13 protein-coding genes are annotated in these 15,052 nt (G+C 56.9%); 3 read left to right on the forward strand and 10 right to left on the reverse strand.

All coding sequences use genetic code 11. The annotated features are described in order from the left end of the window. Positions 1–54: 54 nt before the first annotated feature. From IT893_RS02255 to hutI, 7 genes are all read right to left on the reverse strand, one after another. Positions 55–1,602 (reverse strand): TRAP transporter large permease subunit, encoded by a 1,548-nt coding sequence (locus IT893_RS02255; RefSeq protein ID WP_008889949.1) that lies wholly within the window; start codon positions 1,600–1,602, stop codon positions 55–57. Then, positions 1,602–2,123, reverse strand: a complete 522-nt coding sequence (locus IT893_RS02260) for a TRAP transporter small permease subunit (protein ID WP_008889950.1) — start codon at positions 2,121–2,123, stop codon at positions 1,602–1,604. Before IT893_RS02260 ends, IT893_RS02255 begins: the two co-directional genes overlap by 1 nt. 75 nt (positions 2,124–2,198) lie before the next feature. Beyond that, the gene (locus tag IT893_RS02265) at positions 2,199–3,293 is read right to left on the reverse strand and encodes a TRAP transporter substrate-binding protein (RefSeq protein WP_008889951.1); all 1,095 of its coding nucleotides are present in this window, start codon (positions 3,291–3,293) and stop codon (positions 2,199–2,201) included. A 77-nt stretch (positions 3,294–3,370) separates the two neighbouring features. After that, positions 3,371–5,047 (reverse strand): urocanate hydratase, encoded by a 1,677-nt coding sequence (gene hutU / locus IT893_RS02270; protein ID WP_197146682.1) that lies wholly within the window; start codon positions 5,045–5,047, stop codon positions 3,371–3,373. Further along, positions 5,044–5,847 (reverse strand): N-formylglutamate deformylase, encoded by an 804-nt coding sequence (gene hutG / locus IT893_RS02275; RefSeq protein ID WP_197146683.1) that lies wholly within the window; start codon positions 5,845–5,847, stop codon positions 5,044–5,046. The genes hutU and hutG overlap by 4 nt, the downstream gene beginning before the upstream one ends. 2 nt (positions 5,848–5,849) lie before the next feature. Next, a complete protein-coding gene (gene hutH / locus IT893_RS02280; protein ID WP_197146684.1) occupies positions 5,850–7,391 on the reverse strand; it encodes a histidine ammonia-lyase in 1,542 nt (513 codons plus the stop codon). Between the two features lie 51 nt (positions 7,392–7,442). Then, positions 7,443–8,645 carry an imidazolonepropionase gene (gene hutI, locus IT893_RS02285; RefSeq protein ID WP_197146685.1) on the reverse strand — a complete coding sequence of 401 codons (1,203 nt, stop codon included), beginning with the start codon at positions 8,643–8,645 and terminating at the stop codon, positions 7,443–7,445. An 82-nt stretch (positions 8,646–8,727) separates the two neighbouring features. On the opposite strand from hutI, the gene IT893_RS02290 reads away from it, so the two are divergent. Both IT893_RS02290 and IT893_RS02295 read left to right on the forward strand, forming a co-directional pair. Then, a complete protein-coding gene (locus IT893_RS02290; protein WP_197146686.1) occupies positions 8,728–10,101 on the forward strand; it encodes a formimidoylglutamate deiminase in 1,374 nt (457 codons plus the stop codon). Next, positions 10,098–10,799 (forward strand): GntR family transcriptional regulator, encoded by a 702-nt coding sequence (locus IT893_RS02295; RefSeq protein ID WP_197146687.1) that lies wholly within the window; start codon positions 10,098–10,100, stop codon positions 10,797–10,799. The genes IT893_RS02290 and IT893_RS02295 overlap by 4 nt, the downstream gene beginning before the upstream one ends. 81 nt (positions 10,800–10,880) lie before the next feature. Here the strand turns inward: IT893_RS02295 and yghX are convergent, their stop codons facing one another. From yghX to IT893_RS02310, 3 genes are all read right to left on the reverse strand, one after another. After that, a complete protein-coding gene (gene yghX / locus IT893_RS02300; protein WP_197146688.1) occupies positions 10,881–11,768 on the reverse strand; it encodes a YghX family hydrolase in 888 nt (295 codons plus the stop codon). A gap of 309 nt (positions 11,769–12,077) precedes the next feature. Beyond that, entirely contained in the window at positions 12,078–13,031 is a 954-nt protein-coding gene (locus IT893_RS02305) for a D-2-hydroxyacid dehydrogenase family protein (protein WP_197146689.1), read from the reverse strand. Between the two features lie 43 nt (positions 13,032–13,074). Beyond that, entirely contained in the window at positions 13,075–13,737 is a 663-nt protein-coding gene (locus tag IT893_RS02310) for a dienelactone hydrolase family protein (RefSeq protein ID WP_197146690.1), read from the reverse strand. 230 nt (positions 13,738–13,967) lie between these two features. On the opposite strand from IT893_RS02310, the gene IT893_RS02315 reads away from it, so the two are divergent. After that, a complete protein-coding gene (locus IT893_RS02315; protein ID WP_197146691.1) occupies positions 13,968–14,810 on the forward strand; it encodes a fumarylacetoacetate hydrolase family protein in 843 nt (280 codons plus the stop codon). The last annotated feature ends 242 nt before the right edge of the window (positions 14,811–15,052 follow it).

Consider the following 15,052-nt stretch of genomic DNA (forward strand, 5'->3'; position numbering starts at 1 on the left):
AAACAAAAACGCCCCCAATAAATCGGGGGCGTTTTTTCATTTTGAGTTCTTTGCCTAGAACACCACGCTTGGCAGCCAGTTGGCCAGTGACGGCCAAAGCCAGATCACGAAAATGCCAAACAGCTGAAGCGCGATAAACGGCACCACACCCTGATAAATCTGGCCGGTGGTGATTTCCGGCGGGGCGGCACTGCGCAGATAAAACAGCGAGAAGCCGAATGGTGGCGTTAAGAACGATGTCTGCAGGTTGATCGCAATCAGGATCGCAAGCCACACCGGATCATGGCCCATCATGATCAGCCCCGGCGCAATCAGCGGCAGCAGGATCACCGTGATTTCCACGAAATCAAGGAAGAAGCCCAGCACAAAGATCAACGCCATGCAGAAGATCAGCGCCCCAGTCGGACCACCGGGCATCGATTCAAGGATTTCCTCCACATGGTCTTCACCGCCCAGCCCGATAAACACCAGCGAGAACATGCTGGCTGTCAGGATCGTAGCAAAGATCATCGAACTGACCGTCATGGTCGATGTCAGGGCCGATTTCAGAATGTCGGCTTTCCATGCCTGACGCAGGCAGGCGAGGATCGCGATAATCCCGATAACAGCCAGCGCCACATAACCAGCGCCCAGGGCATAATCAACACCGGTCAGGTCACTGCGCTGGAAACGCACCGGCGCGACACCTGCCATGATCGCCAGGATCAAAAGTGCGACGGTCCCGGTCAGAACCAGATTGCGGTTCGCCCCCTGACGGACACCCGCCATCAGGATCGCACCGATTGCACCGACTGATGCCGCCTCGGTCGGGGTGGCAACCCCGCCCAGAATGGCACCCAGCACGGCAATGATCAGAAGCACAGGCGGCAAAACCGCACCCACCACTTCGCCCGCACTGGGGCGGCCATCATCGCTTTGAACCGGTGGCATATCGGCCGGGCGTATCAGCCCGCGCAGAAGGATATAGATGATATAAATCGCCACCAGCGTCAGACCCGGGATCAGCGCACCGGCAAAAATCTGCCCGACCGAAATGGTTTCGATGGTGAACTTGCCCTGTTCATATTGCGCCTGCTGATAGGCCGATGACATCACATCCGACAGAATGATCAAAAGCGTCGAGGGCGGGATAATCTGGCCCAATGTGCCCGCGGTGCAAACAAGGCCCGATGCCATTTTCGGGTTATAGCCAGTGCGCAACATGGTCGGAAGCGCGATCATGCCCATGGCAATCACCGTGGCGCCAACGATGCCGGTTGAGGCCGCGAGCAACGCCCCCACCAGCACCACCGAAATCCCCAAACCGCCGCGCAACTGCCCGAACAGTCGCCCCATGGTATGGAGCAAATCTTCAGCAATGCGGGATCGTTCAAGGACGACACCCATGACGACAAACAGTGGAATGGCGATCAGGACATCATTGGTCAGCGTGCCAAACACGCGCTGCCCGAACGCCCCCATCAGGCCGATATTCATCGTGTCGGTGACCCAGCCGAGATAGCCGAAAATCACTGCCGTTCCGGCAATCGAAAACGACACCGGAAAACCCAAAAGGATGCAGCCCATCAGGGCGGCAAACATCAAAAGATCAAGATATTCCATCACTTCGCACCGCCTTGATCTTCAACATTGCCGCGCAGCAAAACCACCTGCCTCAGAAGACAGGCGACGGACTGGATAATCAACAGAATACAAAAGGCCGGGATCAGGGATTTCAAAAACCAGACGGCCGGAATGCCCCCCACCGAAATCGCCCCTTCCATCATCGAGATCGAATTGATCACCGATGGCCAGGTCCAATACAGCAGTGCTGCCATCGACGGGATTGCCAGAACCACATAGCCAAACGCATCGATCCGCGCCTTGGTCTTGTCGGTGGCTGCGGCATAAAAAATGTCCACCCGGACATGGCCATCAACCAACAGCGTATAGCCCGCCCCCAACATGAACAAAGCGGCATGCAGATACAGAACGCTTTCATTCAGCGCAATTGAACTGAACCCGAAAACATAGCGCAGCAAGACCACGGTAAACTGCAGCAGAACCATCAGAAGTGCGAACCAGCGCACGGTCATCCCGGTCCAGTGATTTATCTGGTCAAGTGCATCAGCAAGGCGTTGCATGACATCTCCCCGTGAAAGGCACGCCTGAAAAAAGAAACCGGTGCCGAATATTTCCGGCACCGGTCATAACGTCTATCAGAAGCCAAGCGCTTTGGCGCGTGCATTCATCTGACCGTTATCGGCATAGGTCATGTAACCGCCGATCAGGTCACGATATGCAACAAAGCTTTCGGTGACTTTTTTGGTCAGTGCATCGTCGCTTTCGCGAAGCTCAGCAATCACCTCGGCACCGGCTTTGGCCATGGCTTCAACAACCTCGTCCGGAAGCTTGCGAACCTTCACATCCTGTTCTGCAACAAGCTGTTTAAGGGCCATGGCATGCTTGGTCTCGTACTCGGTCCAGACTTCGTTATAAAGGCTGTCTGCCGCGAACTTGACGACGGCTTTCAGATCATCAGGAAGATCGGCATAGGCCTTGGCGTTCACCGCGCATTCCTCGGCCGAGGACGGCTCGCCAACACCCGGCCAGTAGTAGTTTTTGGCAACCTGATAGAAGCCAAGCGCACTGTCGCTCCACGGGCCGATGAATTCACCGGCATCAAGCGCACCAGACTGAAGTGCCTGGAACATGTCACGACCGCCCATGGCCTGAACCGCCATACCAAGTTTCGAGCACATCTCCGATGCCAGACCGGTGGTGCGGAACTTCAGCCCCTTAAGGTCATCGACCGAGTTGATTTCGTTACGGAACCAACCTGCCCACTGCGGGCCGGAGTTACCGCACAGGAACGGCTTCAGTCCGAACTGACCATAGATTTCGTCATACAGTTCCTGACCGCCACCATAGTTCAGCCAGCCAACCTGTTCATCGGCGCGCAGGCCAAACGGCTGCGACCCGAACAGAAGGATACCTTTGGATTTCGAACCCCAGTATGCCGGAACCGCGTGATAGATCTCGGCCGTTCCTTCGGCAACGGCGTCAAACACACCATTGCCCGGAACCAGTTCGCCCGCGGCATGAAGTTTCACTTCAAGACGACCGCCCGAAAGTGTGGTGATACGGTCTGCCAGTTTCTGCGCAGCCACACCCGGCCCAGGCAGGTTTTTCGGCCATGCGGTGACCATGTTCCACTGGCGCTTGTCCTGTGCGATGGCAGGGGTTGCGAATGTTGCAGCGGCCGCTGCACCTGCACCGGCAACACCGGCGGTCAGAAATTCACGTCTTTTCATGTTAAGAAGCCTCCTTGATTGTACCCTGATAGGGCGATGCAGGGGCAGTCGTCACTGCCCCCACGCGTGAGTTTTAATTACTTGCCGAGAATCCCGGGCAGGTTCAGCCCGTGTTCCCGGGCGCAATCCAGTGCGATGTCATATCCTGCATCCGCATGACGCATCACACCGGTTGCCGGATCGTTCCAAAGGACGCGTTCGACCCTGCGTGCGGCATCTTCTGTGCCGTCACAACAAATCACCATGCCGGAATGCTGCGAGAAGCCCATTCCGACACCGCCGCCATGATGCAGCGATACCCAGGTTGCCCCGGACGCCGTATTGAGCAGCGCATTAAGCAACGGCCAGTCACTGACCGCATCCGAGCCATCTTTCATGGCCTCGGTTTCGCGGTTCGGGCTTGCAACCGAACCGCTGTCAAGATGGTCACGCCCGATGACGACCGGGGCTTTCAGTTCACCATTCTTGACCATTTCGTTGAACGCCATACCCAGACGGTGGCGCTGTCCCAGACCGACCCAGCAAATACGCGCCGGCAAGCCCTGGAAGGAAATGCGCTCGCGCGCCATATCCAGCCAGTTATGCAGGTGCGGGTCATCGGGGATCAGTTCCTTGACCTTCTGGTCGGTCTTGTAGATGTCCTCGGGATCACCCGAAAGGGCCGCCCAGCGGAACGGACCAATGCCCTTGCAGAACAGCGGGCGGATATAGGCCGGAACAAACCCCGGGAAAGCGAAGGCGTTCTCGAACCCTTCCTCAAGCGCCATCTGACGGATGTTGTTGCCGTAATCGACCGTCGGGACACCCGCCTCGTGGAAGGCAACCATGGCTTCGACCTGAACGCGCATCGATGCACGCGCCGCCTTGGAAACAGCCTTGGGATCGGATTCCTGTTTTTCGCGCCATTCGGCCACGGTCCAACCCTGCGGCAGGTATCCATGTACCGGATCATGCGCGGATGTCTGATCGGTGACGATGTCCGGGCGAACGCCGCGCTTGACCAGTTCCGGGAAGACATCGGCCGCATTGCCGATCAGGGCAACGGACTTGGCTTCGCCTGCCTTGGTCCAACGCTCGATCATCTCAAGCGCTTCGTCCAGCGAATGGGTTTTCTCGTCGACATAACGCGTACGCAGGCGGAAGTCCGCACGGGTTTCATCGCACTCAACTGCCAAACAGCACGCACCGGCCATCACAGCCGCCAACGGCTGTGCGCCACCCATGCCGCCAAGGCCACCGGTCAGAATCCACTTGCCCGTAAGGTCGCCGTCATAATGCTGGCGGCCGGCCTCGACAAAGGTTTCATAGGTGCCCTGAACGATGCCCTGTGACCCGATATAGATCCACGAGCCCGCCGTCATCTGGCCATACATCGCCAGACCCTTTTTATCGAGTTCGTTGAAATGGTCCCAGTTGGCCCAATGCGGCACAAGGTTGGAGTTCGCGATCAGAACACGCGGCGCATCCTTGTGCGTGCGGAATACGCCAACCGGCTTGCCCGACTGCACCAGAAGGGTCTGGTCATCTTCAAGTTCCTTCAGGCTGGCAACGATCTGATCGAAATCCTTCCAGGTGCGCGCAGCCCGGCCAATGCCACCATAGACAACCAGCTCATGCGGGTTTTCGGCAACATCGGGATGCAGGTTGTTCATCAACATGCGCATCGGTGCTTCGGTCAGCCAGCTTTTCGCCGAAATCTTGCTCCCGGTGTCGGGATAAATATCACGCTGGTTGTGACGCGGATTGTTGGTCATGACTTGCCTCTTAGTGCTGGGGCCAAATCGGCCAGTGTCTTCAGGATTTCAGTAAGATGCGTGCGCAATTTTGCTGCACGGCTTTCGTCATAGGACCAAGGGGCTTCCTCGGCCGTTAGATAGGTGGATTGCGCCAGTTCCATCTGGATGGCGTGTTGATTGATCTCCGGGCGGCCATAATGGCGGGTGGTCCAGCCGCCTTTGAAACGACCGTTCAGAACCGCACTGTATCCTTGGGCCTGCGAACAGATTTCCGACGTCAGCGTCTCGATCATCGGATCGCATGTCGCGCCCAGATTGGTGCCGATATTGAAGTCCGGCAGGGTCCCGTCAAACAGGAACGGAATGTTTGAGCGGATCGAATGGCAATCATAGAGGATCGCCACACCGTGTTTGGCGCGCACCCGTTCAAGCTCGGCCGCCAGTGCCTGATGATAGGGCGCGTGGAAGGTTGCGGCCCGATAGGCGATGTCATCCTCGGTCGGGGCAACGTCCCAGATATTCTCGCCGTCAAAATCGGTCAGCGGCACAAGGGTGGTGGTGTTCTGACCGGGATAAAGGCTGACACCTTCGGGGTCGCGGTTGGCATCAATCGCATAACGATGAAACGTCGCACGCACCGTCGTCACACCATCGAGCAACCCGTCATAAAGGGTATGGATATGCCAGTCGGTATCAGCCAGTTCACAGCCACGATCATTCAGTTTCGCCGCTATGTCGTCCGGTACATAAGTGCCGGTATGGGGCAGGCCCAGAACAATCGGGCTATCGCCACGTTTGATTTCAACCGGATCGGTCATGGTTATGCTGCCTCCCCAACGACAAAGCCCGAAAGCTTGGCCGCAGCCACAAGGCTGCCACCCGTCACAAGTTCGGCGGCCTTCGCCAGATCCGGCGCCATGTAACGGTCTTCCTTGACGGTCGGGATGTCGGCACGAACGGATTTCAGAACATTGAGCAGACCCGGGCTGGTCTTAAGCGGCGCACGGAATTCAACACCCTGTGCGGCACAGATCAGCTCGACACCAAGGATGTAGGAAAGGTTGGCATTCATCCGTGCCAGTCGGCGCGCACCGTGCGCGGCCATCGACACATGGTCTTCCTGATTGGCGCTGGTCGGCGTGCTATCGGTCGAGCACGGGTTGGCCAGATGTTTGTTTTCACTCATCAGCGCTGCCGTCGTCACCTCGGCAATCATCAGACCGGAATTCAGGCCCGGTTCCGGCGTCAGGAATGGTGGCAGATCGTGCGACAGGGTCGGATCGACCATCAGCGCGACACGGCGCTGGGCAATCGCGCCGATCTCGGCAACGGCAAGCGCGATCTGATCGGCGGCAAAGGCCACGGGTTCGGCGTGGAAGTTGCCGCCTGAAACAATGCGGCCGTCTTCTTTGAGAACCAGCGGGTTGTCGGTCACGGCATTGGCTTCGATCTCAAGCGTCTGACCGGCAAAGCGCAGCAAATCCATCGCCGCCCCGGTGACTTGCGGTTGGCAGCGGATGCAATAGGGGTCCTGAACGCGGGTATCGCCTTCGCGGTGGCTTTCGCGGATTTCCGACCCATTCATCAGATCGCGCATCGCACGCGCGACATTGATCTGGCCCGGATGACCGCGAAGCGTATGGATTTCATCGACCAGCGGCGCGGTCGATCCCATGATCGCATCGGTCGAAAGCGACGATGTCACAATCGAACTCGCCGCATTGCGCCAGGCCGAAAACAGGCCGACCAGCGCGCAGGCGGTGGAAAACTGCGTACCGTTAATCAGCGCCAGGCCTTCTTTCGGACCCAGCACCACCGGCGTCAGGCCAGCCTTGGCAAGTGCCTCGCCACCCGGAAGCGTCGTGCCTTCATAGATGGCATCGCCCGCACCAATCATGACGGCTGCCATGTGCGCCAGCGGGGCCAGATCGCCCGATGCGCCAACCGATCCTTGCGATGGAACGACGGGGGTAACACCCTTGGCCAGCATGCCTTCGATCAGTTCGATCAGATCCCAGCGCACACCAGATGCACCGCGCCCCAGCGACAGCAATTTCAACGCCATCATCAAACGGGTGGTCGCGATATCAAGCGGCTCACCCACGCCGCAGCAATGGCTCAGGATCAGGTTGCGTTGCAGGGTTTCGGTATCTTCCGGGGCAATCTTGACCGAGGCCAGTTTGCCAAAGCCGGTATTCACGCCATATACCGCATCGCTGCCGTCGGCAGCCTTGCGCACCATTGCGTGCGCCGCTTCAACACCATCGCGGGCTGCGGGGTCGAGTTTGACTGCGACCTGATCACGCCAGATGCGTTCAAGCTCTGCCAGTTTGACCGAAGCGGGGATAAGGGTGACCGTCATAATCTATCCTTAAGGGCATATGTTGATGCGGTGGCGCGGTTATCTTTGGGCTCAGGCGGCGGTGCTTTCACCGCCAACAATGCGTTCGAACAGCGGGTTGAACCCGATGCGGTATGCAAGCTCGGCCGGGTGTTTGGCATTCCAGATGGCAAGATCAGCCCGCAGTCCCGGTTTGATCCGACCGGTATCAGAAAGGCCAAGCGCGCGCGCCGCATGGGCGGTTGCGCCAACAAGCGCCTCTTCGGGCGTCAGGCGGAACAGCGTGCAGGACATGTTCATGGTTAAAAGGATTGATGCCAGTGGCGACGAGCCGGGATTGCAATCGGTCGCAATCGCCATCGGCACGCCGTGCTTGCGGAATGCGTCAATCGGCGGCAGCTGGGTTTCATGCAGGGTATAAAACGCACCGGGCAGAAGTACCGCGACCGAACCTGCCTTGGCCATGGCAATCGCGTCTTCTTCGGTGGCGTATTCAATATGATCGACCGACATCGCCCCATATTCGGCGGCCAGTTTGGTGCCGCCGATATTCGATAGCTGTTCGGCATGGAGTTTGACCGGAATGCCAAGCGCGCGGGCAACGTCAAACACGCGTTTGATCTGGTCGGTGTTAAAGGCAATGCCTTCGCAGAATCCATCAACCGCATCGACTAACCCTTCAGCGTGGGCGGCTTTCAGGGCCGGGATGCAGACATCATCAATATAGCCGTCCGGGTTATATTTATATTCAACCGGCACCGCATGGGCGCCAAGGAAGGTGGTTTTGATCCGTACATTACGATGATCGGCAATTTGCCGGGCTGCGCGCAGCATATTAAGCTCGGTCTCGCGATCAAGGCCGTAACCCGACTTGACCTCGATCACCGACACGCCCTCTGCCAGCAGCGCATCCACGCGAGGCAGGGCGGATGCCAGAAGATCCTCTATTGATGCTTCGCGGGTCGCCTTAACGGTCGAAACAATTCCGCCGCCCGCACGCGCAACTTCTTCATAGCTTGCACCCTTCAGGCGCATTTCAAACTCAACCGCACGGTCTCCACCATGGACAACATGGGTGTGGCAATCAATCAGGGCCGGGGTGATCAGGCGACCTTCAAGGTCCCGCGCTGGACCGTCAAGATACTCGGCCGGGATGGCGTCATCGGCACCGACCCAATCGATCAGGCCGTCCTTGATGGCAATCGCGCCGCACTCGATCAGGCCATAACTGTCCTGATCCTCAATCGTGACGATTTTTGCGTTTCGAAGCAGCATCGCGAAGCATCACCCCTTGATAAGTTTGTTATTAAAGATAATATGTACGTACATAATATTTCTGTCAAGACGGGTAGAGGCAATGAAGGTTCTTTGGGCAAATCAGGCACTTACGACATCAGGCTGGCAGCGCAATGTCCGGATCGAGATCGATGAGAATGGCAGAATTGCTGCGATTCAGGCCGATTCTGCTGCGCCATCCGATGCCACCAGCAAAACCGATATTCTTCTTCCGGCGATTTCAAATCTGCACAGCCATGCGTTCCAGCGCTCCATGGCTGGCTTGACGGAACGGCGCGGCCCCGACCCGCGCGATACCTTCTGGACCTGGCGGCAATTGATGTTCCGCTTCCTCGATCAGCTGACCCCGGACCATGTCGAAGCGATCGCGGCCTTCGTTCAGATGGAAATGCTGGAAGCCGGCTATGCCAACAATACAGAGTTCCATTACCTGCATCACCGCCCCGGTGGGCATTTGTATGACAATATCGCCGAGATGGCCGAACGTATTGCGGCGGCCACCGAAATCACCGGCATCGGCCTGACGCTTCTGCCCGTGCATTATCAATATGGCGGCTGTGACAAGCGCCCGCTCGGTCCCGGTCAAATCCGTTTTGGCAATGATCCCGACCAGTTCACCAAGTTGTATGAGGAATCCGTTCGCGCGATCAAAAACCTTCCCGCCGATACGGTGATGGGGGTTGCGCCGCATTCCCTGCGTGCCGTTGGTCGCGAAGATTTGCTTGCTACAAGCCTGCTGTCGAAAGATGGCCCGATCCACATGCATCTCGCCGAACAACTGGCCGAGGTGGATGAAGTGCGCGACAGCTGGGGCAAGCGCCCGACAGAATGGCTGCTTGAAAATGCCGATGTGAATGCAAACTGGTGCCTGATCCACTGTACCCAGATGGAAGAGCATGAAACGCTTGAGTTGGCTAAAACCGGTGCGGTGGCAGGCCTTTGCCCGATCACCGAAAGCAGTCTGGGCGATGGTATCTTTGATGGCGTGCGCTATCTCAATGCCGGTGGCGTGATTGGTGTGGGATCGGATTCCAATATTCGTATTTCGCTCTCGGAAGAATTGCGAACTCTGGAATACAGCCAGCGCCTGCGCGATAACTCCCGCGCGGCTTTGGCGACCGAACAAAAATCGACCGCACGTCGTATCTATGACGCGGCCGCCAAGGGTGGCGCACAGGCCGCCGGGCGCGATGCGGGCCGGATTGAAGTTGGCGCGCTGGCCGATTTGATGGCGCTGGATGGTTCGGCGGTTGACCTGATCGGTCGGACAAGCGATACGATCCTCGACACATATATCTTTGCCGGAGATGATCGCATGGTGCGTGATGTCTGGTCGGCCGGTCGCCATGTTGTGACCGAGGGCCGCCACATCGCCCATGACGCGATCACCAACCGGTATCGCAAGGTGATGGAACAACTCAAGGAAGCAGTGTGAACAGCCTGGAACAGCAAAGCTGGCAATCCGTCCATGACGAGGTTTTGCGCCGCATTCATACCCGTGAGTGGAAGCCCGGCGACCTGATCCCCAAGGAAGTCGAGCTGGCCGAGCAACTTGGCTGTGCGCGGGCCACCGTGAACCGTGCACTGCGTGAGCTGGCATCCGAAGGTTTCCTGGATCGCAGGCGCAAGGCCGGTACGCGCGTCGCGGCCCACCCGGTGCGGCGCGCCAAGCTTGATATTCCGGTCATCCGGCTTGAGATCGAAGGACGCGGACAGAAATATGCCTACGCACTGCTGTTTAGCGAACGGCGTACACCGCCACCGGAAATCTGCGCCAATCTGGGTGTCACGGCCGAAAGTGACATGTTGCATATCACCTCGCTTCATCTGGCCGATGGCAAACCGTTCATGTTTGAAGATCGCTGGGTGTCGATTGCCGCAACGCCGACGATCCTTGATGCCGATCTTGAAAAAATCAGTGCCAATGAATGGCTGGTGTTGCATGCGCCCTACACCCGCGGCGACATCTATTTTTCCGCGGTCAATGCCAGCGCGGCAGAGGCCAAGGTGCTGCGCACCGACCCCGGCACATCGCTTTTCCTGATGGAACGTACCACCTGGGAAAATAACACTGGCATCACATCGGCCAGACTTCTGTTTGCGCCGGGCTATCGCAAACATTCTGCGATCTGATTTTCAATCCAAAAAGGGCTAGCCGGGTTGTCGTGAAACACGTCCGGCTAGCCCTTTTATGTAGATTAAAGGCAAAATGCTTTAGGACAGGTATTTGTTGAACCAGTCAATGGTGCGTTGCCATGCCAGTTCGGCTGCATCCTTGTCATAACGTGGTGTGGAATCATTATGGAAGCCATGGTTGGCGCCCGGATAGATATAGGCCTCATAGACCTTGTCATTGGCCTTTAATGCCTTTTCGTAGGCAGGCCATCCGGCATTGATACGCTCATCAAGTTCACCGTATTGCAACAGGATCGGTGCCTGAATACGGGGGACATCCTCGACCGCGGGCTGACGTCCATAGAACGGAACGGCGGCCCCCAATTCCGGATAGGCAACCGCGGCGGCATTGGCGACACCGCCACCATAGCAAAAGCCAGTGATGCCGGTTTTATCCGTGGTGGCCTCGTGGGCGGTAAGGAATTCGATGGCGGCAAAAAAGTCGTTCATCAGCTTGGTGGGGTCGACTGTGCGTTGTAATTCGCGGCCCTTGTCGTCATTGCCGGGGTAGCCTCCAACCGATGTCAATCCATCCGGGGCAAGTGCGACAAAGCCTGCCTTGGCTACACGCCGCGCGACATCTTCGATATAGGGGTTCAGACCCCGGTTTTCATGCACGACCACAACACCGGGTACCTTGCTGCTCACATTGGCCGGTTTGACCAGATAGCCACGCACTTCCCCGTGACCGTTGGGCGACGGGTACATGATGTATTCAGCAACAATATCGGGATCGGTAAAGTCGACCTGATGAGCCATGGCATAGTTTGGGCTCATGGCGTTAAGGATCGCAAGGGCGGTCATTCCACCAACCGCATATCGGCCCGCACGATCAAGAAACTCACGGCGATCAATCATGCCGTGGGCATAGAAATCATAAAGTTCGAGAAGTTCCGGAGAAAAATCCTTGGCAGTCAAACGTTCCATCATGCGATCCTTGTGAAATTACACATCAGATTTTGGGGCTTGCTGGTGACGAATATCTGATTATCCGGATTGAACTGTCAGCCTGAATCAGGGGGGCTGAATGTCGCTCTGCATCCTGATTTGCATCTGATTTCTATTTTCAACGAAGTTGGAGAATTCGCAAATCACAAACGTGCTACCTGCGAGATTGGCGTTACCAGGATCACATATGTCGCTGTCTTTCCAAGTCATCTCTCGGGCGTCTGGCGGTGGCTGGTTTTGCCATGTCATCGAGCCCCTTTGAACTTGGAAAATTGTTAAATGCGCTTCTTAAGGCGCGATAACCCGGATCGGTTTGCCGTTTTGCCAGGCCAAAATGGCCTCGACCGTCTGGCCGTAAAACACGTTCCAGGTATTGCGGGTGACATAGCCAAGATGCGGGCTTAGCAACAGGCCATCACAATGGCGCAGCGGATGCGATACGGGCAGTGGTTCCTTGTCGTAAACATCGAGTGCCGCACCGGCAATCTCGCCACTGTTGAGCGCGTCAATCAGGGCAGTATCATCAACGATCGGGCCGCGTGATGTGTTGATCAGATAGGCGGTTGGCTTCATCTGTTTGAGCTCATTCGTACCAATCAGGCCAAGGGTGCGATCAGACAGGCGTTGATGGATGGTGACGAAATCTGACGCACGCAGCAAATCTTCCTTGGTTGCCATATGGGTCACGCCCAATTCGTCGCAGCGCTCCTGCGTCAGGTTGGCACTCCAGGCGCAGACATTCATGTCAAAGGCCTGCGCCATTTTCGCGACCTTTGCGCCCAACCGTCCAAGCCCGATAATCCCCAAGGTCGATCCTGCAAGATCCTGACCGATTCCGACTTGCCAGCCGCCGGCGCGCATCGATGCGTTTTCCGCCATGAGATTGCGGGCCAATGCCAGCATCAGGGCAAAGGTCAGTTCGGGCGTTGCCGTCGATGGGGATTCTGTGCCGCAAACCGTGATGCCCAGTTCACTTGCGGTTGCGACGTCAATGGCGTCATTGCGTTTGCCGGTGGTCACGATCAGCCGCAGGTTCGGAAGCGCACGCAAAATGTCACCTGTAAGAGCTGTGCGTTCACGCATGACACACAGGACGTCAAACGGCTCAAGGCGGCTGATCAGATCGCCTGTATTGCAAACATGATCGTCAAATACGGTGATCTCGCCGTGAGTCTGGACGTCTGTCCAGTCGGCCGACTGCAGGGCGATGTTTTGATAGTCATCAAGAATGGCAATACGCATCTGGGCTGTGTTTCCAATGGGTCAGGGCTGGGGGTCTGTCGCGTCAGTCTGCGATATGAAGGGCAAGAAATTCGGCTGTGCGGGCATGGGCAACTTTGGCCGCCGCTTCGACATGGGCGGATGGACGTGCTTCGTTGGCAAAGGCATGGCCGGCTTCATACATATGCACTTCCATGCCGGGTAGCGCTGCCTTGGCGTCTTCGATCATCTCCACCGGGACGTGACCATCAGACAGGCCGAAATGCGCCAGAAATGGCGTGTGCAGGGGCTTATCCAGATATTGGTCGATGCGCGTGCCATAAAATGAAACACCTGCCGCGATATCAAGACATTGGGCGCTGCGCAGTGCCAATCCACCGCCCCAGCAAAAACCGATCACGCCAACCTTGCCGCCCTTGGCAGACAGGGCGCGGGCGGCAGCATCGACATCGATCAGGGTGTTTGGCAACTCAGACGCCATCATCAGCGCACGCGCCCGATCAAAATCGTTGAAGTCCACAACCGCACCACGCTCAATCCGGTCAAACAGGGCAGGGATGGCAACCTCGTAACCCAGGGCGGCATATTTGCGCGCAACCCCCCTGAGCTGCTCGGTGACGCCAAAGATTTCCTGCAGGATTACAATCGCGCCGCGTCTTGTGCCAACGGGTGGTTCAAGCCAACAATCAAGCTTGTGCCCGTCAGCTGCGGTAAGGGTCTCCATCATGTCCTGTCGTTTCCTTTCTCGGCGCAATGGTCTTTTCGGTGATGATATCGAATTACCGGGCGAGAACAATCATCATGGTCACAGCGGATAATGTATCCTCAATTGGCTTGCCCTTTGGGATGATGATGTGACATCACTAAGGTATGAGGAATAAATCGTTCTTTTTGCAGGACTTGGCTTGGTCCAGGACGCAAAAAGAACCCGCGTGACGATATCAGGAGAGAGAATTCATGAAGCTTTTGCGCTATGGCCCGGTCGGGGCGGAGAAACCGGGGCTTTGTGATGCGGATGGCGTCATCCGCGATCTTTCCAGCGTGATTGATGATCTTGATCCAACCACGATTTCCGATGAAACCTTTGCACGTATTGCGGCACTTGATCCGGAAAGCCTGCCGGTCGTGTCGGGTGATCCGCGCATTGGCGCCTGTGTCGGGCGCCCGGGCAAATTTATCTGCATCGGTTTGAACTATTCCGATCATGCGCAAGAAGCCGGTATGGAACTGCCGCCAGAACCGATCATTTTCCTTAAGGCAACATCGGCGGTTTGTGGCCCGAATGACACGATTGAAATTCCGCGCGGTTCGACCAAAACCGATTGGGAAGTCGAACTGGGCGTGGTGATCGGCAAGCACACCAAATATGTCGACGAGGCCGATGCGCTTGATCATGTCGCAGGTTATTGCCTGATCAATGATGTTTCCGAGCGCGCGTTTCAGCTCGAACATTCTGGCCAGTGGGTAAAGGGCAAAAGTGCCGATACCTTCGGCCCGATTGGTCCGTGGCTTGTCACACGCGATCAGGTTGCCGATCCACAAAACCTTTCCATGTGGCTTGATGTGAATGGCAAGCGTTATCAGGACGGCAGTACGAAAACCATGGCCTATGGTGTCGCATTCGTCGTCAGCTATCTTTCGCGCTTCATGAGCCTGCAACCCGGTGACATCATCTCGACCGGCACCCCGCCGGGTGTGGGTATGGGGCAAAACCCGCCGGTGTACCTCAAATCCGGTGACGTAATGGAGCTGGGAATCGATGGCTTGGGCGCGCAGCGTCAGGAAGTCGTTCAGGGCTAGGCAACGCTGCCATGCAAATATCGGGATGCAGCAATCGAGATCACGTCACAGCAATGTGATCTCGGCTGCATTCCTCTGTTAAATAACGATTTTTCGCGATGATCTGCGTGATCTGGCGGATCGTCACGCCAATATTTCAGAAATTTTTGCCGACAGACTTGCGCTTTGCCCGATTCAGGACATTTTTGTCAGGACAAAGTGCATTGACGTTCTTCTGTGATGTGCGATAAATGACTAGTAGT

The organism is Thalassospira sp. A40-3, assembly GCF_015871485.1.
Lineage (GTDB): Bacteria > Pseudomonadota > Alphaproteobacteria > Rhodospirillales > Thalassospiraceae > Thalassospira > Thalassospira tepidiphila.

Coding starts and splice junctions, on each gene's coding strand:
- yghX (WP_197146688.1), bottom strand. CDS start 11,768: ATGGAACGTTTGACTGCCAAGGATTTTTCTCCGGAACTTCTCGAACTT.
- IT893_RS02290 (WP_197146686.1), top strand. CDS start 8,728: ATGAAGGTTCTTTGGGCAAATCAGGCACTTACGACATCAGGCTGGCAG.
- hutI (WP_197146685.1), bottom strand. CDS start 8,645: ATGCTGCTTCGAAACGCAAAAATCGTCACGATTGAGGATCAGGACAGT.
- IT893_RS02265 (WP_008889951.1), bottom strand. CDS start 3,293: ATGAAAAGACGTGAATTTCTGACCGCCGGTGTTGCCGGTGCAGGTGCA.
- hutG (WP_197146683.1), bottom strand. CDS start 5,847: ATGACCGATCCGGTTGAAATCAAACGTGGCGATAGCCCGATTGTTCTG.
- hutU (WP_197146682.1), bottom strand. CDS start 5,047: ATGACCAACAATCCGCGTCACAACCAGCGTGATATTTATCCCGACACC.
- hutH (WP_197146684.1), bottom strand. CDS start 7,391: ATGACGGTCACCCTTATCCCCGCTTCGGTCAAACTGGCAGAGCTTGAA.
- IT893_RS02315 (WP_197146691.1), top strand. CDS start 13,968: ATGAAGCTTTTGCGCTATGGCCCGGTCGGGGCGGAGAAACCGGGGCTT.
- IT893_RS02310 (WP_197146690.1), bottom strand. CDS start 13,737: ATGATGGAGACCCTTACCGCAGCTGACGGGCACAAGCTTGATTGTTGG.
- IT893_RS02305 (WP_197146689.1), bottom strand. CDS start 13,031: ATGCGTATTGCCATTCTTGATGACTATCAAAACATCGCCCTGCAGTCG.
- IT893_RS02255 (WP_008889949.1), bottom strand. CDS start 1,602: ATGGAATATCTTGATCTTTTGATGTTTGCCGCCCTGATGGGCTGCATC.
- IT893_RS02260 (WP_008889950.1), bottom strand. CDS start 2,123: ATGCAACGCCTTGCTGATGCACTTGACCAGATAAATCACTGGACCGGG.